This is a genomic window from Planctomicrobium mucosum, assembly GCF_051466335.1.
Lineage (GTDB): Bacteria > Planctomycetota > Planctomycetia > Planctomycetales > Planctomycetaceae > Planctomicrobium.
In genome coordinates, this window is the sequence record NZ_CP195793.1 from 3,051,777 (window position 1) to 3,075,939 (window position 24,163).

16 protein-coding genes are annotated in these 24,163 nt (G+C 51.6%); 8 read left to right on the plus strand and 8 right to left on the minus strand.

The genetic code is table 11. The features are described from left to right. Positions 1-492 precede the first annotated feature (492 nt). The 4 genes from SH668x_RS12225 to SH668x_RS12240 all read left to right on the plus strand — a co-directional run bounded on the left by SH668x_RS12225 (position 493) and on the right by SH668x_RS12240 (position 5,233). A complete protein-coding gene (locus SH668x_RS12225) occupies positions 493-1,110 on the plus strand; it encodes a TetR/AcrR family transcriptional regulator (protein ID WP_437185343.1) in 618 nt (205 codons plus the stop codon). A gap of 260 nt (positions 1,111-1,370) precedes the next feature. Further along, positions 1,371-2,945, plus strand: coding sequence for a threonine ammonia-lyase, biosynthetic (gene ilvA / locus SH668x_RS12230; RefSeq protein WP_437185344.1), 1,575 nt, complete (start codon positions 1,371-1,373; stop codon positions 2,943-2,945). Positions 2,946-3,677: 732 nt separating this feature from the next. Beyond that, positions 3,678-4,601 carry a DUF1559 family PulG-like putative transporter gene (locus SH668x_RS12235; protein ID WP_437185345.1) on the plus strand — a complete coding sequence of 308 codons (924 nt, stop codon included), beginning with the start codon at positions 3,678-3,680 and terminating at the stop codon, positions 4,599-4,601. Between the two features lie 200 nt (positions 4,602-4,801). Further along, entirely contained in the window at positions 4,802-5,233 is a 432-nt protein-coding gene (locus SH668x_RS12240; RefSeq protein WP_437185346.1) for a hypothetical protein, read from the plus strand. A gap of 247 nt (positions 5,234-5,480) precedes the next feature. Here the strand turns inward: SH668x_RS12240 and SH668x_RS12245 are convergent, their stop codons facing one another. The 8 genes from SH668x_RS12245 to SH668x_RS12280 form a co-directional block, all read right to left on the minus strand. Further along, complete coding sequence (locus tag SH668x_RS12245; RefSeq protein ID WP_437185347.1) at positions 5,481-7,022, minus strand: DUF4080 domain-containing protein; 1,542 nt, start codon at positions 7,020-7,022, stop codon at positions 5,481-5,483. 285 nt (positions 7,023-7,307) lie between these two features. Further along, the gene (locus SH668x_RS12250; protein WP_437185348.1) at positions 7,308-8,252 is read right to left on the minus strand and encodes a bestrophin family protein; all 945 of its coding nucleotides are present in this window, start codon (positions 8,250-8,252) and stop codon (positions 7,308-7,310) included. A 79-nt stretch (positions 8,253-8,331) separates the two neighbouring features. Further along, entirely contained in the window at positions 8,332-9,204 is an 873-nt protein-coding gene (locus SH668x_RS12255; protein WP_437185349.1) for a hypothetical protein, read from the minus strand. Between the two features lie 475 nt (positions 9,205-9,679). Beyond that, complete coding sequence (locus SH668x_RS12260) at positions 9,680-11,161, minus strand: sigma-54-dependent transcriptional regulator (RefSeq protein ID WP_437185350.1); 1,482 nt, start codon at positions 11,159-11,161, stop codon at positions 9,680-9,682. A gap of 2 nt (positions 11,162-11,163) precedes the next feature. Next, positions 11,164-12,732 carry a sensor histidine kinase gene (locus SH668x_RS12265; protein ID WP_437185351.1) on the minus strand — a complete coding sequence of 523 codons (1,569 nt, stop codon included), beginning with the start codon at positions 12,730-12,732 and terminating at the stop codon, positions 11,164-11,166. A 448-nt stretch (positions 12,733-13,180) separates the two neighbouring features. Continuing rightward, the gene (locus SH668x_RS12270) at positions 13,181-14,212 is read right to left on the minus strand and encodes a DUF1559 family PulG-like putative transporter (protein WP_437185352.1); all 1,032 of its coding nucleotides are present in this window, start codon (positions 14,210-14,212) and stop codon (positions 13,181-13,183) included. A gap of 343 nt (positions 14,213-14,555) precedes the next feature. Then, on the minus strand, positions 14,556-14,717 hold the full coding sequence (locus tag SH668x_RS12275) for a hypothetical protein (RefSeq protein WP_437185353.1): 162 nt from the start codon (positions 14,715-14,717) through the stop codon (positions 14,556-14,558). A gap of 57 nt (positions 14,718-14,774) precedes the next feature. Continuing rightward, positions 14,775-17,054, minus strand: coding sequence for a S9 family peptidase (locus SH668x_RS12280; protein WP_437185354.1), 2,280 nt, complete (start codon positions 17,052-17,054; stop codon positions 14,775-14,777). A gap of 771 nt (positions 17,055-17,825) precedes the next feature. On the opposite strand from SH668x_RS12280, the gene SH668x_RS12285 reads away from it, so the two are divergent. The 4 genes from SH668x_RS12285 to SH668x_RS12300 all read left to right on the plus strand — a co-directional run bounded on the left by SH668x_RS12285 (position 17,826) and on the right by SH668x_RS12300 (position 24,063). After that, positions 17,826-19,817 carry a DPP IV N-terminal domain-containing protein gene (locus SH668x_RS12285; RefSeq protein WP_437185355.1) on the plus strand — a complete coding sequence of 664 codons (1,992 nt, stop codon included), beginning with the start codon at positions 17,826-17,828 and terminating at the stop codon, positions 19,815-19,817. A gap of 247 nt (positions 19,818-20,064) precedes the next feature. Then, positions 20,065-20,265 (plus strand): hypothetical protein, encoded by a 201-nt coding sequence (locus SH668x_RS12290; RefSeq protein ID WP_437185356.1) that lies wholly within the window; start codon positions 20,065-20,067, stop codon positions 20,263-20,265. Between the two features lie 13 nt (positions 20,266-20,278). Next, entirely contained in the window at positions 20,279-22,633 is a 2,355-nt protein-coding gene (locus SH668x_RS12295; protein WP_437185357.1) for a PSD1 and planctomycete cytochrome C domain-containing protein, read from the plus strand. A gap of 32 nt (positions 22,634-22,665) precedes the next feature. After that, positions 22,666-24,063 (plus strand): DUF1501 domain-containing protein, encoded by a 1,398-nt coding sequence (locus SH668x_RS12300; RefSeq protein WP_437185358.1) that lies wholly within the window; start codon positions 22,666-22,668, stop codon positions 24,061-24,063. Positions 24,064-24,163 lie beyond the last annotated feature (100 nt).

Genomic DNA, 24,163 nt, shown 5'->3' on the forward strand with positions numbered 1-24,163 from the left:
ACTCTCTATCGGGCTGACGAATTGAAACGCAGTGTCTTCGACAAGCGAGATTTGACGTTGTGCCACGGCCGATGAAGTTAAAATCGACGAGAACAAAACAATTGCGGAAACTCGAATGAGCAATCCCGTTGTGTGGGATGAATCGCAATATCCAAGGTCGAGTTGTTCATTCTTGAGATCACCCATGATTTCAAAAACTCCAGCGTGTCACCATTTCACTTATGTACCACGAGTCGGGGAGATGAGTGAATGGGGTGTATTCAAAAAAAATGGGCTTGGTCAGGTTGCAGTCGTTGCCCAATCAGTGGCAGACTGCCTATCGAGGAACTTGCCAATTTATTAACTTCCAATTCAGAATTGACGATCGTTTGAAATCCTTTGACAGTTTCAGCTTGAAGTCGATCTCTCATTTCTCAAATGCAGTCTTACACTGACAGGTGTACACACTGAGGCCGTAAAGTACACCAAAAGGTTTAAAGTGGAGTTTAACAGATGGCGGAGGCGATAAAGATCCGGCTCACCGACCGCAAGCGGGAATCCATTTTGGATGCTGCCGTTCAGGAATTTGCGTCGTCCGGGTTTGACAACACCAGCATGGACCGCATTTCGGAAGTCGCAAAGGTTTCCAAGAGAACGGTTTACAACCACTTCCCCAGTAAAGAGGACCTATTCGCAGCGATCGTTGAGCGGCTTTTGGCTCGCTGTAATCCAGTCGAACAGTACTCCTACGACCCACTGCTTCCGCTTGAGCCCCAACTGCTGTCAATCGCGCAAAGCCTCGTAGAACTGTCCGATTCTGCCGAATTCCTCGATCTTGGCCGCGTGATTCTGCCTCGATTTCTTCAAACTCCTGAACTCTCTCGCCAGCTTTTGGGGGATTGTAAGCCGGGTGAACGTGCTTTGATTCAGTGGATTCAAACAGCGCAGCGAGCAGGCAGACTCAAGCCGATGGAACCCGAAGTTGCTGCCCGGCAGTTTCATGGTCTGATCAACACATTCGCTTTCTGGCCCCAGATCCTCGGGGCTGCTCCGCCGCTTTCACCTGAACAAAAACAGGCAGTGATTCAAAGCACTGTCTCAATGTTTCTGGACCACTATGTCGTTCGATAGAGAGCCCTCCCGCTAGGTCAGCGACGGTGAGAGCTCACCCCCCCGTTCGCCTAAATGCGTCCGGAATCAATCAACTGATGCTCATGTCACAGGCCGCCTCACGACGGCCATCCTGCTCACGCAACGAGTTGATGCTCGGATACTCAATCCCAGCGGCTATTGAAGTCGATCACTGAATTCAGTGCGACAAACGACTTCGAAGTAACTAGACTCTAAAAATTCAACCAGACACGATTCTAGGCTTTCTCAGGGATTCTTCAGTGCAGGATTACATCCGCAAAATTCTCGAAGCTCGTGTCTATGATGTCTCAATCGAAAGTCCACTGGATGCCCTTCCCCGGTTGTCGACACGGCTTGGCGTGGATGTTCGCTTGAAGCGAGAAGATCTCCAACCGATCTTCTCTTTCAAAATTCGCGGGGCATACAACAAAATCGCCCGGTTAACTGCAGAAGAATGTCAGCGGGGCGTGATCTGCGCATCTGCCGGAAATCATGCGCAAGGAGTGGCCCTCGCTGGTCGCAAGTTGAACATTGCAACTACGATCGTCATGCCTCGGACGACGCCAGAGATCAAAGTGGCATCTGTCCGCAATCTCGGCGGACGTGTGATCCTGCACGGTGAGAGCTTCGACGATGCCTACAGCTATGCTCGGAAACTCGAAGTCGAAGGCAATCTGACATTTATTCATCCGTACGACGATCCCGACGTCATCGCTGGACAAGGGACAATCGGGATGGAGATCCTCCGCCAGCATCCCGGAAAAATTGCAGCGATCTTTGTTCCCGTTGGCGGCGGTGGACTCGCTGCTGGTCTCGCGATCTACACCAAATTCCTGCGGCCCGAAATCAAGGTCATTGGAGTGGAGCCGGAAGATGCTGCGTCAATGGCGGCAGCGATCGAGAGAAATGAACGTGTCGTTCTGGATCAAGTCGGTTTGTTCGCAGATGGGGTCGCTGTCCGACAGGCCGGGGCGGAGACGTTCCGTATCTGCAAAGAACTTTTGGACGGCGTGATCACGGTGACCTCCGACGAAATTTGCGCCGCGGTGAAAGACATCTTCGTTGACACTCGTGCGATTGCAGAGACGGCAGGAGCGGTGAGTCTCGCTGGCCTGAAGAACTATGTCGAGGAGCACGGTAAATCTCACGAGGGCGCACTGATCGCAATCAACAGTGGCTCGAACATGAACTTCGATCGACTTCGCCACATCGCAGAACGTGCGGAGCTTGGAGAGAATCGGGAAGCGTTACTCGCCGTCACGATTCCAGAAACCCCCGGGAGCTATCGCGCGTTGATTCGACTGCTCGGTGGCCGCGCCATCACTGAATTCAACTACCGATATACTGACCCGAAGAATGCGAGAGTCTTTATCGGAGTCCACATCAACGAGGGAGAAGATGAAAAAAAGAAAATCATCACTCGACTCTCGGACGCAGGCTTTTCCGTGTTGGATATGTCTCACAATGAACTGGCAAAACTGCACATCCGCTACATGGTCGGGGGGAAAGCACCAGGGCTTCGAGATGAAGTCATTTTCCGCTTCCAGTTTCCCGAACGTCCCGGGGCACTGATGAAGTTCCTCAGTAGCCTGTCGACTGACTGGAACATCTCCTTGTTCCATTACCGAAATCATGGTGCGGATTACGGGCGAGTCCTCACAGGGATTCAGATCCCTCCCAACGAACGGGAGTTGCTGCACGAACGCCTGAAGGCGCTTGGGTACCCGTACTGGGACGAAAGCGAGAATACGGCGTACTGGTCGTTCCTCTCCCCGGACCACTCGAATGAATCAGGGTTCACGACTGCCAATTCGAAGTCCCCCGCCGACCACTGATGTGGACGCGGAGGGGCGTGCGTCGCCTGGTCTTCTCGACGACCGCAACAACTGTCTCTCTTTTCAGACTCCGAAGCTACGCAGCGAACGTGAGGTTCTGTTTTGATGGTCTCATCTTGCGTGATGGGATCTCTGTATTTCTTTCCTGAAATCAACCGATCGAAGTCGCTTTCGTGGGGGTCGATTCCATTTCTCTTTCAGCCGCTTCCTTGATTGGTGGGGATTGAGCAATGCGCTGAAATCGAGGCTTGATGGCATCGGTTCGACCTCGAAAAATGGTAACTAATCCCACGCGACGCATTACCTATGCTCACTACGTCACGTGATATTATCAGATCATTAGAGTCGCATCTGTCTTAAATGCTGATTTTTCTTTGGCTTGCGCATATCGAACTGTATTTGAAACGAAAACTCTAATAGTTCGCAGTATTGTTGGGTGAATTGAGATCCCAGCTCTTTCTCATAAAAGTCAAATTTTAATAAAAGTTCGCTTTTCAAACGTCGACAGGGTGTTAATCCTAGTAGTGTTTTCACGGTCGCTAACATGTAACTAAGTTTTATAATTCATCATCAGCACTCTTCCTGCCGGAATTCAAGTTGGCAGAAACCAATTGATTCTAACGACTTAATTGCAGACGTTCTTAATAAATCCAGCAATTCACTTCCGTTTTTTTGTCAGGATTCGTCCTCCTGAAAATTCATTTTCACCTCCCATCTGAAGAGGAGATTCGAGTGTTAAGCCCATCTGACCATCTGCTGAAAGCAGGCTCGCGCCATCGTCGCGGATTTACTCTCATCGAGTTGCTGGTGGTAATCGCGATTATTGCCGTGCTCATCGCCCTGTTGCTGCCTGCTGTGCAGCAAGCGCGAGAAGCCGCTCGTCGTAGCCAGTGCAAAAACAACCTCAAGCAAATTGGCTTGGCTCTGCACAACTACCACGATGTACACAACATTTTCCCAATCGGTGCAGTTCGACACCTCCACTACCAGGACGGCTGGAACCCCATCGCATGGTCAACGCTGATTCTCCCGCAAATGGATCAGACAGCCATCTATGAGGCGGTCAAAACGGAATCGCAGAACTTCGGTACGGAAGCTAGCTATGCTTCGAATGCTGTCGGGCGGACGCCAATTCCCGTTTACATGTGTCCAACTGACCCAATGCCAGCTGCCAATTCTTACTACGAAGACGGTCCGATGGCGAAATCAAACTATGTCGGTAATGGAGGACATATTTTCGTGAATGATGGAGACTACAACGTCGGCAACTTCAAGGGAATGTTCGCAGTGAACGGAGCCTTCGGCTTCAAGGATATGACTGACGGTTCTTCCAACACAATCATGGTTGGAGAGCGCGACGGCGGAGTCGTCACAGGGTCTCCACGAACTGCACGAACCGCTTCATGGTGGCTTGGTTCTGACCATCTTTCGTGGCACGACCGAGTCTTCTCCTTCACACCCCGCCAGTATGCGATTAACTCAACCGGCGGCTTGGGTGGAGCATCGCAGAACCGTATTTTCGGAAGTTTCCATACAGGTGGAGTTCACTTCCTGATGGGCGATGGTCGCATCGTTTTTGTGAGCGACAACATCAGCGGCGATACCTACGAAGCTCTTGGTAGCCGAGCAGGTGGCGAAGTGCTTGGGGAATTCTAATCACTGACATTTGCTCTGATGACGCAAACAAGCGTTATCAGAATCGGATTAGAACCTTTCGAATACTCGCAAGTCGAGATTTTTGACTTGCGGGTATTTTGTTGTCCTCCGGCCAAAAAACACCGGTGAAGGACATTGCCACTCATCGCCAATTCTTCGTTGAGATTTTCCTTTAAGTTGTTGTATAGGTGAGTAACGTCATGAAATTTCAACTGCTGTCGATCGCATGCCTTGCTTCGTTCCTTGTCGGCTGCGGAGGCTCTGATATTCCTTCTTTGGCTCAGGTTCGCGGAAAAGTTGTCATCGATGGGAAACCAGCATCCGGTGTCTATGTCGAATTCTCTCCGGAGAAGGGACGCCTCTCCTCAGGCACGACCAATTCAGAAGGGCAATACAGCTTAACCTACTCTCCACAGGCAAACGGAGCACTTCCGGGGAAGCACACAGTTGCTTTCAGTGTTCCCCCAATGCCGACGGCAAAGATGCCAAAGCTCAGGGAAGGGGCCAACGAGGCTGAAATCAAGAACTTCAACGAGCGGTATAGCCAGCCCGTACGGATTTCCTACACAGAAGCAGTGGAGGTCAAAACCGGCAATCAGGAAATTGATTTCGATTTGACTGGCAAGAAGTAACCCGATCACTGAGTCGTCGTACCCACAGCTATCGCCTCCCGGCGATTCGCTCCAACGAAAATCCCCACTCACAAGGGGATTTTCTTTTTTTGGTCTCATCGCCATTCAGTGAATTCAGAGAGGCGTTCCAGATCGCCAGATTGGAGAGAGCTCACACTCCCATAAACCGCGGAATCACCGGGCGGGATGCACCAACACTCAATCAGCTGGCAGCAGCCAATTGAAAAGCCCGAGGTCAAACGGATCGTTACTGCGCCATCGGATCACCCTGGAGGTGTCGTGACTGACGCGCCGGAAGCCGGTTTCGCTCTGGATGAAGATCTCGCGGAGAAGGAAGAATAAACCGTCGAAGGAATTTCGGCTGGTCCTCTCGCCCCCCGCCCGTGTAGTCCATCCAGATCGTTTGGGCAACGAGTTCTTCATCTCGACTGAGCTGAGTGGTTAAGTACTCAAACACCAGTTCTGCGAGACGAGGCAGCGGGATGCCATGTGATCTTTGGTCTTGAGCGTAAATCCAGTTGGCGATACCCATCACGGAGTTGAACGGAGACTCGCCCCCGCTCCACAGCAGTCGTTTCGTTCTCACGAAATTTCCACTATTCGCGATCAGATCCCAAAATCTCGCGAACCGCCGCAATTGATAAATCTGCTCGAAACTGACGAGACTCGTCGAGAGAATCTCATAGGGCGGGAATGGGCTATAGGTCATTTGGAACGGAACATCGTGACGCACAATGGGAGTTCCGCGGAGCCGTTTGAGAATTCCAACCTGAATCTCTTGTGGATCAAGTGCCACGAGTCGGTCGAACCCCGCTGCGAAGCTCTCAACGCTTTCCCCCGGCAACCCGACGATTAAGTCAGCATGCAGATGGACTCCCGTTTCCCGCCGTAAGAATTGGAAATTGTCCGCGAGTTTTGAGTTGTCCTGCTTCCGGCTGATCAGTTCACCAACGTCGTCGTTGAATGTTTGCACGCCAATTTCAAATTGAAGAGCGCCCGCAGGAAATTTCTTAATCAACTCTCGAAGTGACGCTGGAAGGCGATCCGGAATCATCTCGAAATGCAGGAACATTTCGGGGTCATAGCGATCGAGGAAGAACTGAAGAATCGCCTGACTGATGCGCAAATTGAGGTTGAAGGTTCGATCGACAAATTTGAACTGGCGTGCACCACGATCCAACAGCGACTGCATCGCTGCCAAAAACTTCTCCAGGGAGAATTGTCGAACTGGGATCTCTAACGCGGAGAGGCAGAATTCACAGGTGAACGGACAGCCACGCGAGGCCTCCACATAGAGCACGCGGTGTGAAATGTCCGCATCAGAGTAAAGGTGGTACGGCAGATTGACTTGATCGAGTTGCGGAACGGGTGCCGCAATAAACTTTTCTTCCGGCCTAGCTCCCTTGAGAATCTCACGACAGAGTTCGGCAAATGCCATGTCCCCTTCCCCGCTGATGACGTAGTCGGCAAGTTCGACAATCGGCTGGCCGATTGCTTCATAACTGACCTCCGGTCCCCCGAGCACCACAATGATCTCAGGTCGAACTCGTTTGAGTTCCGCGACCAGACGGGTCATCGGCTCGACGTTCCAGATGTACACGCCGAAGCCGATGATCTTCGGATTACGCTGTACCACCTGAGTCAGCATGTCGACGCTATTGTCTTTGATCCCGAATTCCAGCATGCAGGTCTCGTCGGACAATTCCCCCATATTGGCAAGGAGATACCGCAGACCAAAAGCTGTATGAGCGAAGCGAGCGTTCAGTGTCGCAAGAACAATTTCCGGCATCACTGCACTTTCAGAAAGTCGCTTCGATCGAGGAAGGTTCGCTCGCAGTGAGACTCACTCGCTGACTTACAACGCGGAATACCGCAAACTCCCGTGTCGGTGAGTTCTCAGGTGCGGCAATGCGTTTGCGAAGTAACGGAGTCTACTCGAATTCAGTTCTGATTCAAATCATTTCGGCTCATCGAAGAAGCATCGACTGATGAGACAACTGCTTTGATCGCAGCCAATGAAAAAAGGGTCTCCCTGCAGTGCGCGGAGACCCTGAACTCCTGAATTCGGTGGTTCCTAACTGACAGATTGAGGAACCTGATGTGCAATGTACTCGTCGGAGTTGTGGTCCTTCCAGTCTTCGATTTCCGCCTCAGAATTGACCTCAAGCAACTCGAACAGGTTCTCCTGAATCGTTTCACAAATCTGGGTCAGCGGGAGATGGCTTAATCGGTTTCTGGAGAACGGATTCTCTAGCTCCACCCCAATCTGATCGAGAGAAAGCAACGGGAAAGCCACAAGGATCGTCAGCAGTGGCGTAAAGCCGCCTGACCTGTCGACAATTGCAAGTGGGAGCACGAGGAGAAACAGGAACAAAAACTTTCGTACTTTGACTGAGACAACGCGGGCGAGTGGTGTCTTGAGAATTCGTTCACAGGCCCCCAGATGATCAATCAATAGGCAGCGTTGATCTTCCGCCTTCATGTACGCGAACCCGTCCATCGCATGTTGGTCTCGCGCCACCCGTAGGAGTTGAGCAACTCGGGCTGAGGCATAAATCGCGTAATGCTTCACGTTTTCGAGCTCCTTCAGTTCGCTCGGTTTCAGAAGCCCCTTGAGATCGGAGAGGTCTCGCTCGCCGCGAAGACCGTGTCTTGATAAATGAGAAAACGCAACCACCCAACGTACAAACGCTTCTCTCCACGCGCGATCGTTTGGTCCATAGGAAGTTCCTATCACCCCGAGGTTGCGGGACTGATTCACAATTCCGCCCCAGAGTTTTCGGCCTTCGTACCACCGATCGTACCCGGAGTTGGTGCGCAGCACGAGCAGCAGTGCCATCACAGCACCAATGATCTCATACGGGGCGACACCCAGTTCGATCTGGATCCGCAAGACATGTGTTGCGAACCACCAGACGAACGCTCCCCAGGCACCGAATGCCATCACGCGGCCCATCACCAGTGGGGTAATGGTTTGTGTGAGGGTAACAACATCAAGCCAAAAGTTACGTCGCTCCATGATATTCCAAACAGCATTGAGTCGAAGGAGTGTTGCGAGGCAATCAATTCCATAAAGCGGGTCGAGCAATCAGTGACGGCTAGTAGACAGAGTAGATCGCGGCATCAGTTCTCTTCAGAACTCGGCGCACTGCCCGTCCCTGAAAGCGTCGGAAAATTGACGATCTTCTCTCAGTTCCGATCACAACCAGGCCTGCTTCCCACTGCTGGATGAAATCGGGGAGAATCTTGTCAGCGGTACCAATTTGATACCCCACTTCGAGGTTGGGGACCCGGTCCTGAATCTGATCGACTTGCTCTCTGAGCAGTTGCTGGGATGTAAACTGATCTCCACCAATGGCCAGCAGTCGAACAGCTGCATCCGGGAATAAATCCTGCGAAATGAATGAGGTAATCGCCCGGCTCGACTCCTGAGTTCCATCCTGAACGAGCAGGATGCGCGGCGTCAGTTCGATCTTTTCTCGCAGGACGATCAGAGGTGAGACGCCGCCGAGAACCATCTCGACAATCTGTTCGGGGGTCAGCTCGTTCTTTGTCTTCTCTGATTTTGAACTCGGAATCGAGGTCACAGTTAAATCATGGAAACGGGATTCCCGTTTGAGAACGTTTGACAATGGCCCTTGTCTTCGTTGCAGATCGAAGTCGAGTCCGGCATCGAGACATGCCTGTGAAAAGTCGACACGCACTTGCTCACGCTGAACTTTGCGGTCCGTAATTCGCTCGTACTCGTAGACAGCGAAGGCTGCTGATTCCACGTTTGTGAACGAGCTTTCCAGGTTCTCGGTATTGACGAGAGTGAGCCCACGCAGGCTTGCCTGGAATTGTTGAGCAATTCTCACCGAGAAACGAATGAGTTCTCCCGGATCGCCCTGCTCTGGAAAATGTGCAAGGATGCGAGAGAGCTTGCTCTGCTTGCTTCCGAAGATCGGCTTCAGGTCTGTGTGAAACGTCATCCGTTAACATCTCCTGCAGATCGTGATACGCCGTCAGCACTTTTGGGTGAGGCTGACGAGCTGAATGGAACGATCAACCCGGAACTGAATTCATCGAGCTGACTGATGAAGTCTCGTGAACGGGTCCGTGCTCACGGATGGATTCGCCAAATGCAGCGACATCCAAATGGCTAGATTGATTCAGCCTGAGTTAAAATTTTCGGGGTCGAACAACTTTTGAACGAGAGTTGTCCACAGCACCGGAGTACGAAAAGAGTATTCGCAATGACTGTGCCTAAGTGGCTGCACTCAGCAACGGAGATGATTGATGGTTTCGTAAGTCGCTGAATATTCAGCTCTTGCTGATCCTAAAAATTTTTAACTCGTCACTTCACACCGGAAGCCAAACGAAGTTACAGGAAGCGAAACACCTGGCGCCATGGCTAGATTCATTTCACCTCGACCAAAAATTGGTCAAGAAGCAAATCGCGACAGGCTAGTCGTCCAGATTCTGGTCAGCCCCGTCAGAAACTGAACAGGGTGAGCGATCGCCGGGGAGTTCAAGCTCATTGAGTCGAGCCCGTAAGGTGGTCCGAGAGATTCCCAGAACTTGTGCAGCCTGCACCTGACTCCCATCCGCAAAATCCATCACCTTATTCAGCAGGATTCGATCGACGGATGAGTGGATGTTGCGATAGAGATTCTGGCTGTTTCTCGACAACTGTGAGGAAATCAGTGCAGCAATACTGAGTTGCTCTCCGTCGATCACGCTAGCCTGATCGTTCGACCGAACATCGCCTCGGATATGCGGGGGCAAGGAACCAGATGTAATCGTGTCTCCAACGGCGTACAGCAGCGCGTATCTCATGGTCGACTGCAGTTCGCGAACATTGCCGGGCCAATGATACATCTTCATGCATCGCATCGCTTCTTCCGTGATTGATTCAATGCTCTTCCCCAGTTCCTGATTGAACTGCTTAATGAAGTGCATCACGAGCGATTCGAGATCATCGAGTCGGTTTCTCAAAGGAGGAATCTCGATGACAAACCCCCGAAGCCGGTAATAGAGATCTTCGCGAAAGACGCCCTCTGCAACCATCTTTTCCAGGTTGCGATTCGTCGCTGCGATGACTCTCACATTGGCTCGACGCGTCTCGTTACTCCCAACTGGTTGAAAACTCCCGTCCTGAAGAAGACGCAGAACTTTCGCCTGCGTTGCGCTGGACATATCTCCAATTTCGTCGAGAAAGAGGGTTCCTCCGTCAACCTGCTCGAATTTCCCGATTCGGGCCCGATCCGCCCCCGTAAAGGCCCCTTTTTCGTGGCCGAACAATTCGCTTTCCAGAATCGTTTCCTGAATCGCTGCACAGTTCATTGCCAGAAACGGCCCTTTCGCACGCAAGCTGTGCTCTCGGATCGCTTCTGCAACGAGTTCTTTTCCGCTTCCACTTTCGCCTTGAATTAAAACCGTAATGTCCTGCGGGGCAACGCGGCCAATCGCTTTAAAGACTTCCTGCATGGCAGGCGATGATCCGACGATCTGCTGATCAGGCCGTGGCTCGTAATTGGGGTGTAAGCTTCTTGAAGATCGATCACTCCGGCTGATTTCCAGTGCTCTGTTGACCAAATCCTTCAAGACGGCCAGTTCGATCGGTTTCAGCAAATACTCGTACGCGCCTCGCTTCATCGCTTCAACGGCAGTTTCCATCGTCGAAAATGCCGTAATGATGATCACCGGCATGTTGGGAATCATCTTCCGAATTTCGTCGAAAACATCGAGTCCATAAGCATCCGGAAGCCGGACATCCAGAACAACGGCATCAGGCTTTTCCAGACGAACCTTACCGAGGCCCGCGGCGGCGGTATCTGCAGTAATCACTTCAATGGAATCACGCTTCAAGGCTTTGGCCATGGAATAAAGCAGATTCGTCTCATCGTCAATGATAAGCAGTTTTTGTGGCGACCCTGAGTTTGGCATACTCAATTATTTTCGATCAATTTTTTGACGTCACTTTGTGGCTTTGACTTCGTCATTGGGAGTACCACGATAAAAGTGGCCCCACCAGTCCTCGGGCCCAGTAAAAGCTCACCACCGTGCAATTTCACGATCCGCTGACTGACTGGCAGCCCGAGACCTAAACCGATTTCTTTGGTACTGAAAAATGGTTCGAACAAACGTTCTTCAGTCACATCACCTAGTCCCGGTCCGTCATCACTTACCTGCAATTGGCAGACCAACCTCCCATCAATTCTCGCCTGTTTGACGGAAAGCCTGACGAATCCGTTCGGGGGTGTGACCTGAATACCGTTCAACATCAGATTTAATAACACTTGTCTGATGCGTGCCTGATCGACGAGCAGCGAAATCGGAACGTCGGGTAAGCTGCATTCTACATTGACGTTTCTGGCATCTGCCAACTTTCTGACCAGTGCCAACGTCCCCTGAGCGAGTGAACGAATATCCACGACCGCCAGGTTCAATTTCTGGGGCCGAGCAAAATCCAGAAAATCGTCCAGCAGGATTTCAAGCCGACAGATCTCGGCGTCCAGGATGCTCAGATCCTGTTCATCCAACCCCCCAGAATCCGGCGCCAACGCGTGCTGAACCAGTAGCTTCATCGACATCAGGGGATTGCGAATCTCATGCGCAATTCCCGCTGCCAATTGACCGGCAGTCGCGAGTTGTTCAGCGTGAAGGATTTCCTTGTGACGAACATGCAACTGCTCAACAACTTCGTTCACTTCTGTTGAGACCCGCTCCAGTGCAGGACTGAGGTCTGCCAGATCCAGCTTTGTGGAAATCATGACTGTGCGGGAAACTTCGCTGAGCTTTCCTGCGACGTCTAACATCGGAATCTGAATCTGAATGAGCGATTTGCTGATGGTTCGAGCCAATAGATAGCCACCCGCGAGTGCTGCCAGAGACCCAAATATCCCGACCAGCAAAAGGATCTGAACAAGACGACGCGATTGAAACGCAGCGTCGTCAAGACTCGTCTTCAGGAGTTGCTCGTCAATGCTAACGATTTCTCTGGCGGGGATGCGAATTTCTTTCTCCAAAATGGTCGCTGCCAGTTCAGCTTTGCGTCCAAGTTGGTCCGCCCCAACAGTGGAATCGTCCAATTCGTCGACAATTTCATAAAATCGATCGAGCCCTGATCGGATCTTCGAGAGAAGTTCCCGCTCCAGATCAGTACTCGCGACTTTTGCTGCCTCGCGGTACCAATGAACGATTTGCGATTTGACGAGCATCGTCGATTTCGCAGCCATTGCGACGGTCGTTCGATCGTTCGAAGGGGAAGTGGTCACAGACAGGATACGGTCCAGCCAATATCGGAGTTCCTGGACCTGAAGCTCCAATTCAACAGCAGCCTGGATACTGATGACTTTCGTGGAAAGAAGCTTCTCGGACTGCTTCTGAATACGATGAACGTGCCATGCTCCAAAGCTGGCAACCGAGAGCAGCAATAAACTCGTTCCAATTGCGAGCACGTTTAGTCGACTCGCAGTATGGAGACGCTTTCCCGCCTCGCGAAACAGAGATCTCATGATTCACCGCGAAAACGACACCGACGTCAATCGGAAGTTCTGCACCGATTTTTCGCAAGCCGTCCCCACATACAAGGAAATAATGAAAGAGCGACAATTTCAAAGTGCCAATGTTACGGATTCGAACGAAAGTTTTCACACTCCTCGGTTCGAATTTGCCCGTTTTCTTCTTCCGCAATCAGACGGAAAAGCGGATCGATCGACAGGTTTTGACGACGCCGGGCAAGCAATTCGAGCAATTGTCCATCACATGCGTTCATCCGTGGGTAGAAAAAGTGCGAGCCCCGACGGACTGTTCCATCGGGGCTCGCATAGTGAAATGCAATGAAAAGTGACCTGAGTACCGCAAGCTCCCGGCCATCACCTCTGTAGACAGTTATGAGGGGAAACAACTTGTCGTGCGGCCGAGTTGCTCGCTCCGGAAATCGTCGTAGTCACGAGTTGCCTGTTAGAATTCTCCCACTGGGACGCCGTCGTCGGCGATGGCCAGATGTCGAAGTGTATCGAGATTCACGTTATCGCTGATCATTCCAACGTGACCGTCTGCAAACAACGCGTGAATACCGCCTGTATGCTCTGAATTCAGCGGGTTGTTCGGCCCGAAGTTGACGTTAATTCCCGGTTGATCATAGTTGCGGGTATTGGGAGGGTAATGGACAGTCGTGATGTTGAACGCTCTGTATTGAGACATGACAGAAGTGCCATCGCCACTTGTGCCCATCGACCAGGAATGTGGCCCAGAGCCACCAATATGAATTCGGTTCCCCTTAATCGTATGAGGATGCTGACTCGCAATCGCAGCAGCATGAGACGTGTTGGCAGTAACTAAAGATCCGCCAACTTCACCAACGATGATTGTGTTGGAAGTACCATCAGTGCAGTCTTTCATCGATTTCGTCTTGTTCCGCACCAATAGGCCGCCGCCCGCCGAGATCCCGTTTCCTGCTGACCCGCGATCACCGCAGCAGTCTGCTGCGCTGTTATTCACACGGCTTTCAGGGAACGCTGCTGTCGGTGTTCCACCTGCAATCCCGATGTAAGTCGAACGTCGCTGCCAGTCCTGCGGCTGCGCCATTGTTGACGATGGACAGACCATGATTGGAATCGGTGTCCGCATTGCCAATTGATTTTGATCATGGCTGAACCCACCTGCATATGCGCCATGGTCCCATGTTGCGAAAGAATTTGCCTGATCCATCGATGGAAGCAGCCCGACCCACCACGTCTGGCCGAACCAGCCAGTGTGGTCAACTCGCGATCCAATCGGAAATGAACCGAACATGTCATGGTAATTATGCAGAGCAAGACCAACCTGCTTGAGATTGTTCTTGCACTGCGATCGTCGAGCGGCTTCGCGCGCCTGTTGCACTGCTGGTAACAAAAGTGCAATCAACACGGCAATAATGGCGATCACCACCAATAATTCAATAAGCGTAAAACCTCTTGATTTTCGTCGATGCGGTGAAATTACAGAGCTCATTTTAAACGATTCCATAACGGCCTCCAAATAAACGCCCACAGAAAAAGAACACAGAGCAAAAATTGTCGCTTGCGAATGACTTCCACATAGACAAACCAACACAAAAAAGCATCAGTATCCTTTTCTGTGTACGGAAATTGGAAAGCCTGTTCAATGACAATATTGTGAGACAAATAGATTGATGCGCATTTACTGATTCCGGCTAAGGAAATAGCACAAATATAAAATTCAAGCAGGAGGCATCGATATGCAACCACTCGATCGGCAACCGATGGAGGTGGTCTGCGATCGAACCACTAACAATCGCCCGACAGAGAGAGTACTCCGAGGAATTCGGAACGGTTCAAATCGCGATCCCGATCTCGCAGAAGCGTCGAGTTCTGGCAATTGGATGCGTTGCTACAGTTTCATTGAATCGCCAGCGAGCAAGTCCCAAGCCGACTGCTCCCTCTTGCCGATGTACTGCCGCTGCCGAGAGAATCGCCAAGAGAGAGCAGAGATCCATCCAGAGTTTTTCCTCTCTGACAATAGCTGAGTGAAGAAGCCCTGCCGATTGATTTCCTCATTTGGGTTCAGCGGCAGTCGTCTCCTTTGGAACATCTGCATTCGTGGGGAGATTTGCGTGGAGGTAGCGTGTCAATATTTCGTAGAAGTGGGGAACGGTGTTGGTGCCCTCACTCAAGCTATGTGACCTTCCTGGATATGGCATTTGAGAGAAGATGCGGTCGTGGAGGATCAGTTCATTAATCAGTTGCTCGGTCACTTGGTAGTGGCAATTGTCATCTCCGGTTCCGTGAACAAGAAGCAGATTGCCTTTCAGATTCTTCGCGAACGTGACGGGAGATCCTTGCTCATAGCCATCCCGATTGTCGTCAAGTAACCCCATGTACCGTTCCTGGTAAATCGTGTCATAGAGACGTTGATCCGCCATGGGGGCCACCGCGATTGCGGTCTGATAAATATCGGGATATCGAAAGATCGCATTGAGACTCATACTCCCGCCGCCGCTCCACCCCCAGATTCCGACCCGTTTCGCATCGATCTCAGGTCGACGTAGAAGGAATTCGCGAGTGGCCTCCGCCTGATCCTGAGAAGCGAGAATTCCAATTTGACGATACACACACTTCCGCCACGCACGTCCCTTTGGAATGTTTGTCCCACGATTTTCCATGCTGACAACGATGTAACCTTGCTGCGCGAGCATGAAATGCCAAAGATTTCTTGCCCCCATCCAGCTATCTCGCACAGTTTGACCATGCGGTTCACCGTAGACATGGATCAGCAATGGATATTTTTGATTGGGATCGAAATCGTTCGGCTGAATACACCAGCCATCCATCTCCGCGTCAGCTGTGTGAATCTTAAAAAACTCCGCCTTCGGCAGACCAAGTTCTGCGAGTTTCGCTTTGAGTTTTTCATTCTCTGTAATCACACGAACCACTTCGTGATCTGGGAAGCGAAGAAGTCTGATCACTGGCGGGGTCGTGAACGTCGAATACGAATGGACGGCCCATTTCGCGTTGTTCGAGAACTGGTACGTGTGCCACCCGGACTGATTCTCATCTGACAGCCGTCTTGTTTTACCGCCATTAACGCTGACGCGGTAAAGATATCGCTGCGTCGCGTTCGTTGGGGACGCGGAGAAATAGATCCATCCGTTGTCGTCATCAATCGCCTCTGGCTGAATCACGTCGAACTCACCTGAGGTAACGGGCGTCAATTCGACTTTGAAGTCGACTTGGTCCCGAAATTCAGCCCGATACAGATGACGCCAGCCATTTCGTTCACTCATCCAGAGGAATGCCCGGCCATTCTGAAGCCAACGAAATGGATTGTCGTTCTCTAACCAGGCATCATCTTTTTCAACGAGGATCGTTCTGACGGTTCCATCATCAGGTTCACAAAGGATGACTTGATTGGTATTTTGCAGGCGGTTCATTTGCTGCACCACCACTTTTCGGGTCCCCGGAATCCACTCCACCTGAGCGATGTAATGCTCACGAGGATCCCCGGGGAGTTGAAACCAGTTTGTCACTGCGGTCTCAAGGGACACAACACCTGCTCGCACGGCAGAATTCTGTTCTCCAACCTTGGGATACGGAAAACGAATGATCTTTGGGTAGTTCCCGGTTGAATTGTCGATCATCTCGAAGTGCCGAACATTCTCGGTGTCAAATTGCCAGTAAGCAATCTGGCGACTATCGGGGCTCCATCGAAATGCATCTCGAATAGAAAGTTCTTCCTCATTGACCCAGTCTGAGGTTCCGTTAATCACTGTCGCTGAACCATCGGTTGTCAGCTGCCGAATCTGATGATTCTCTAATGATTCTGCGTACAGATTGTTCTCTCGAACGTAAGCAACCCATTTCCCATCGGGAGAGAACTTAGCGAACAGCAACGAAGATGCAGGTGAATCGCCCCCCAGTTTTGAAAGCTTCCTGCTGGATCGATCGAAGACCCAGAAATCGCCTCTGGTATTGTGCCGCCAGACACGTTGGCTGTTTGTGAAAATCAGAATCTGGGTTTCGTCTTCGGAGAGCTGAAAGCTTTCGACATTCAGCGGCGCTGACTCCGTCGAGGGAATCAACTCGGCAGCCTTGATGATCACCTCCTCTTGCCCAGTGCTCAGGTCGTGTCGAATCAGTTGACTCTCAATTCCCCTCTGATGCATTCGGAAGTAGGAGTCCTGAGACCTGCTCCAATGCATTGGGCGAACAGGATCGGATGAAAATTCATGGTCTCGAAACAGCCGAGCAACGGTCAGCCTCGAGGAAGATGAGTCGTCCCCAAGCGTGATCGTTGTCAGCAATGCCGTGATCGCAATCGACAAAAAATATTTCATGTGGCAGCCTGAGCAAGAATCCTGAATGAGGGTGAATCGGTCGTATCAACTTTATGTGCATCACTTAGGAAAAAGAGACACAGGGATTTCAGCACTGGTCCAATTTAAGTTGGTTCGGAAGTGATCATCTGACGTGAAACCGATCTTAAGAAAAGTTGCCTGCTGAATCACAGTATGATTTTCATCGAAATTCTTTAATTACATCCCAGATACTCGGCTTGGAGAATCAATTTCGTCCTCCAAATTGATCCGCTTTTTATATGGTGATCCGAGGCTCTCTCGGCAACAGAAAAACGATCGTGCGCAAATCTCAGTCTGAGATTATGAAGCATCAGATTCATGATGTTTCTCCTGATATTTCTTGTGCTTGCCCCTTTCGAAACTCGTCAAGTAATCCTTCAATGCGTCGATGGATTACTACAACCGCTGACGTAGATTTGATGTCACTTGCGTTGATTGGTCGCCGGAAGACAAAGGGACCTCGCTACGAACTCTGACCACCAATGCAGGTCGCGCGAAGAAGAAGGACTAACCCGCTTCGCTGCGAGCCGCAAAAAATGGATGAGCAACAGAAGTGACAAAGATGATGGAATTTTCCACGTAGCAACTTAACAGGAAACAACCTTAACACATTCCAATTGATCCTCGAGCCAGAGACGAATTCTCTTGGACTGAATTCGTTCGGGCCTCAGGTTCAGTCATCTCACGTTTGTCTCGGAGAGTTTTGTGTCGCCTACTTTTTTTCGATTGATGAGCTGTGGAGTATTGTGCGTGATAATCGGTCACCAGTTGCTAGCTTCCCCGCCTGAAACATGGCCGGAATACGAAAAACGCCTACGAGACATCTATCAGGGCAATGAATTTCGCGAAGAGCAATACGAAGCAAAATGGAGTCGCGACAGCCAGCAACTGGTCATCCGTAGGCCTGCATCATCACCTGAAATATCGGTGATGCAGCTTGTAGATGGAGAATGGGCGAACACTGAGGGACCTCCGGCTGATTTAGAAGCGACAAATGGTGAGTACACGCTCTTCATCAAAGATGGCAGTCTATGGGCGAAGAATCGTTCCACCCAACGCGAACATCAGATCGTCAAAAACGATCGCCCGGACAATATCCACCTGCATTCACTTGAACTCAGCCCGGATGGGAAGTTTGTCTCGTTTGTAGAAACGGACTACTTGCATGTTCCGTTGCGTACAACACTCGAGAAGTCAGACCCGACCTACCCGAAAGTGAAGTCGGTCCCATATTCCCGCATTGGAGAACGCCTTCCAGATCTCCGTGTCGGCGTCGTTGATATTGAAGGGAAACACGTCAGATGGCTGCCGCTTGCAGTACCACCAGAGGGCTTTCATCTCGGGTTGGTCAACTGGGCTGACAACTCGGAAGAAGTCTTCATCGAGAAGCTGAGCCGGTATCGCGATCGCCGTGAATTTTTACTTGCGAACACGAAAAATGGGCAGATCCGATGCATCTTTGAAGAGACGGATCCTGCCTGGGTGGTCGCCAGTATTCAGGTCAACATGGGGATTCAGTGGGTCGACAAAGGAAGCAAATTTGTAGTGATCCACGAAAACTCAGGATGGCGACAGGCGTATCTTTACGCTCGCACCGGGGAACTGATCCGTCCGATTACCCCCGATGGCATCGACATCATCGAACGATGCTGCATCGATGAAGAGAGGGACTGGTATTACTACTATGCGTCTCCTGAAAACGGGACACAAAAGTATCTCTATCGTGCCCCATTGACAAAGGCAGGTGAGGTCGCCCGCGTCACTCCGATTGGACAGGCAGGGACGCACGACTTTGTCTTCTCACCTGACCGAAAATGGGCATTGCATACTTTCTCGTCCTTCGACGTTCCCCCAGTGACGGACTTGATTGAAGCATCGAGTCATCGCTCGATTCAGGTCCTCGTGAAGAATGATCGACTTAAAGAAAAAGCTCAGGATTTCCAGACTCTCCCGACCGAGTTCAAGCGAATTGACATCGGCGAGGGAATTGAAATGGATGCCTGGATGGTCAAGCCCGCCAATTTTGATTCGACGATGAAATATCCCGTGTTCGTTTACGTCTACGGGGAACCGCATGCGCAGACGGTAATCGACAAATGGGGCGCAGCCCAGTCTCTCTTCAATAAAGCTGTCGCGGAACTCGGTTACATCGTTGTTTCGATTGATAACCGAGGAACTCCTTGCCCGAAGGGGGCAGCGTGGCGTCGTTCGATCTTCGGAAGTCTGGGACCGCTCTCCACCGAAGAACAGGCTGCAGGCTTGATCGAGTTGGCAAAGCAAAACCCATACATCGATCTCAACCGCGTTGGAATTTGGGGTTGGAGCGGAGGAGGTTCGAACACGCTGAATGCGTTATTCCGAAAACCAGAGTTGTACAAGGTGGGGATTGCGGTTGTGCCGAAGCCGCAGCCTCATCTCTACAACGCGTACTTCCAGGAAATCTACATGCGAGACCCGGTCGTGAATCCGGAAGGATACCGGAAGTCGGCTCCCATCAATTTCGCTGAAGGATTAAAGGGTGACCTTTTGATCCTGCATGGCGGCGGGGAAAACAACACGCACATTCAAATCGTTGAAGGGCTCGTCGACCGACTGATCGAGTTGGGAAAACCGTTCGACTATATGGTTTATCCGCACCGAGACCACGGCCTCCGTGAAGGCCCCGGAAGCTTAGTTCACGTGCGGATGCAGATCGCTCGCTATCTCGTGAAGCACCTTCAACCGGGACCGTTGCCTCAGTAGATCCCGGTTGTCGAAAGTCGATTGCTTTGTCTCGCGTTCAATGGCGTGCAGCACGTTTCGCCCCACGCTGCACGCCATGCGGGGTCGATTGGGACTTGTGAATATCTCGAATTCGCGTTCACCATCTCAGGTGCGCAGACCAGCTACTTTTTAGGCATCATTCCGGATGGAGAGGCGGGCGAACGGCCATCAGTTATGCGCAACATCACATTAGGATTTCTTAATCCGCACAGGTGGCTGATATAAAGTGGAACGACCGGAATCTGGAACAGGGAATGCTGGCAAAAAGATTGGACGCTTCGCTAAGATTAAGGAAGCCCGATATGGCTCCTCCCTCAGCATCACACGAATCGATCACGATCTTCCAGCCTCCGGCGGTGGGTCTCCAGCCAACCTGAATGTGACGTTCTCCCAATTGAACTTCACCCTGCCCGTTTTCACCCCCTGAAAATCAGGACCGCATGATGAACAAACGTCTCAGCTGGTTCATCGCTCGTTTCTCCAGTCTGGTCGTCGGGGCATTTTTTGGCTGTGAAGCGATTCGTGCTGACGATGCCCATTCTCCAGAAGACCTGAAGTTTTTCGAAGAGAAGATACGTCCTGTTCTTGTCGCTCACTGTTACGAATGCCACGCAGGGGATTCCAAGATCGTTCGGGGCAACCTGTTTCTCGATAGTCGCGATGGAATTCGAAAAGGGGGCGACAGCGGTCCAAGTGTTGTCCCCGGCATGAGCGAGGAAAGCCTGATCCTCGATGCACTCAAACACGAAACGTTTGAAATGCCCCCTCGTGAAAAACTTCCGGATGAAGTGATCGCCGATTTCGAAAAATGGATTCAGAATGGCGCTGTTGACCCCCGCGATCAGGGTCAGGGGGAAATCAAGAAACGGGATCTCGAGGAAGAACGCAAGCATTGGTCCTTTCAGCCGATCCGGGAGCCAGAACTCCCGTCCGTAAAGGATGAGTCATGGGGCCGAAACCCGATCGACACATTCATTCTCGCCAATCTCGAAGCACAGAATCTGAAACCATCCCCGCAAGCGGAAAAGGAAGTTTTACTTCGCCGAGTGACATTTGATCTTACCGGTCTTCCTCCGACACGCGACGAAGTGGAAGCGTTTCTCGCAGATACCAGCCCCGAAGCATACAGCAACGTCGTTGATCGTCTGCTCGCATCGCCCAAATACGGAGAACGTTGGGCCAGGCATTGGCTGGATCTGGTCCGATATGCCGATTCGAACGGAGCCGACGAAAACCATTCGCATACCGTCGCTTGGCGTTACAGAGATTGGGTCATCGAGCAGTTTAACAAAGACCTTCCGTTCGATCAGTTCATTATTCAACAACTTGCGGGCGACCTGCTCCCGCAACCGGGCAACGAAAAAGAAGCGGGTGACCTCATTCGTGCGACCGGAATGTTGGTGCTTGGCCCGAAAATGTTGGCTGAGCAGGATAAAGAAAAAATGGTGATTGATATTGTCGATGAGCAGCTTGATACAGTCAGTCGGACCATTTTGGGCCTCACCGTTGCCTGTGCGCGTTGCCACGATCACAAGTTCGATCCTATTTCAGCCCACGATTACTATGCGCTGGCTGGAATCTTCGCCAGCACAAGATCGTTAGAACACAAAGATTTCGTGTCCCAGTGGATGGAGCGTCCACTCCCTTCGGCTGAGATCGAACAAAAACGTGCGGAAATCCTGCCTCAAATTGCGGAAGCGAAAGAGGAGATGATTCGTCGTGAGCAGGCACTGAAAGAGGCGACCGATGAAAATCGGGAATCCCTGCAGAAGAGTTCCGATGAACAGAAAGCAGCGGTGGAACAGCTAGAAAAGAGTCTTCCCGCATTTCACCGAACGATGGCTGTGGAAGAAGGACAGCCGCACGACCTTCCGATTCATATTCGCGGCAGCCATTTGACGTTGGCTAAGGAGACGACCTCCCGTGGCGTTCCGAATGTGCTGACTCAGGCTGCCCCGTTCTCAGGTATTCCAGCTAACGTCAGCGGACGTCTTGAACTGGCTGAATGGTTGGTATCGCCAGAGAACCCACTGACTGCGCGTGTCATGGTCAACCGCGTCTGGCAATGGTATTTCGGAGAGGCGATTGTCCGATCTCCATCGAACTTCGGTCTCATGGGACTGAAGCCGACCCACCCCGAACTGCTGGACTGGCTCGCGATTGAGTTTTATCGAAATGGAAAGTCATTTAAGGCTCTGCATAAAACGATCCTGCTCTCATCGACTTACCAGATGAGCTCTCAAGCCTCGCCAGTGGCAGCCTCGTTCGATCCGGATAACCTTCACTGGTCCCATCAGAACAAACGTCGACTGGGAGCGGAACAGCTTCGTGATGCGATTATCGCTGTCGGAAACGATCTCGATCAGACTTTCGGCGGAGAAGGTGTGGGGGGAGAGTCCAAACGCCGTTCGATCTATCTTCGCGTCGATCGCTCCAACACATTTGAACTCTTCACGATCTTCGATCTTGTTGAAACCGGGAGCCACATCGAACAACGCCCGTCGACGATTGTCCCACATCAAGCATTGTTCCTGATGAATAACCCCTTTGTTTTAGACGAATCCAGGAAATTTGCCGCCATAATCTGCCAGTCTTCGACTTCCAGCGAAGAACGGATGACAGAGCTGTACCTCACGATGCTCGGAAGAAGCCCCTCTGAAGCCGAAGCGGAGATCACCCGCGAATTCCTTCGCAAGGTCGAAGCTGCCAAGGGGGTCTCCAGCGACTCACCTCAGGTTTGGGAAACGCTCGCTCTTGCCATGTTTGCTTCAAACGAGTTTGTCTTTCTGGACTAAAACGACATCGTGACTAGAAGAGGATACGGGCGATGCTCAATCGAAGACAATTGATTCAGAATTGCACTGCTGGCCTGAGTGGAATTGCTCTCAGCGGATTACTCACAAAAGAGCTGAGCGCACAAACTCCCCCTGCGTCCAGCCCGCTTGCATCGAAGGTGCCGCACTTCCCTGCTCGTGCCAAGCGAGTGATCTTTCTGTTTATGCACGGGGGGCCATCGCACCTCGACACATTCGATTACAAGCCGATGCTGGCCAAACACCACGGACAGCCGCTCCCTTTCGACAAGCCACGAGTCCAATTCTCGCAGACCGGCAACCTGCTGAAGAGTCCATGGGAATTCAAACAATACGGAGAGTCCGGGGCGTGGGTCAGCGATCTGTTTCCTCATGTCGGGGCGTGCGCTGACGACATTACGTTTCTGAAGTCCATCCACGGTTCCAATGAAGCCCACGGTGGAGCGTTGCTCAAGATGCACACCGGATCGGACACGTTCGTCCGCCCGAGTATGGGAGCATGGATCAGCTATGGGCTCGGAACTGAAAACGAAAATCTCCCGAGCTTCATCACCATCAACCCAACGCTCGGTCACGGCGGGATCCGGAACTTCGGATCAGCGTTTCTCCCTCCAATTCATCAAGCCACACGGATCGGGTCCAGCGGGCAGTCGATGAAGAATGCCACCATCAGCAATCTTTCCAATTCGGAAGTGACGTCAGATCTGCAGCAACTTCAGCTCAGCTTCATTGAAGAGCTGAATCGCTCGAAACAGGACAGTGTCCAGTCCGAATCCGATAAGGCACTGCAGGCACGCATCGAATCGTTCGAACTTGCGTTCCGAATGCAGTCCGTCGCCCCGGATCTTCTCGACTTGAGCAAAGAGACGAAGGAAACCTTCGATCTCTACGGAATCGATCAGGAGGGGACAGATAATTTCGGGCGTGAATGCTTGATGGCACGTCGCATGGCGGAAGCGGGTGTTCGATTCGTACAGGTCTCTCATGGTTACTGGGATCAGCATGGGGATCTGACCAAGATGCATCAGTCGTTGGCTCGTGAAGTCGACAAACCGATCGCAGGATTGCTGAGAGACCTGAAGCAGCGCGGTTTGCTGGATGATACCCTGGTGATCTGGGGCGCGGAATTTGGACGAACTCCAACCGCACAAGGAGACGATGGCCGCGACCATAACCCGCACGGATTTACTTACTGGATGGCTGGCGGCGGTGTGCGTGGGGGCTTCAGCTTTGGAGAAACCGACGATTTCGGATTCTACACAGCCAAAGACCCCGTTCACGTCCATGACTTACACGCCACGATCCTGCACTTGCTCGGAATTGACCACGAACGACTGACCTATCGTTATGGTGGCCGCGATTTCCGACTGACCGACGTCGAAGGCCGGGTCATCAATCAGATATTTACCTAACCCTAATCCCATCCTGCCCGGAATTGATGTCAGGGACAGAAACGGTCACCCAAAACGTCGCTGATGGCCATCTACCATAGATGACGTTCACTACGAAATG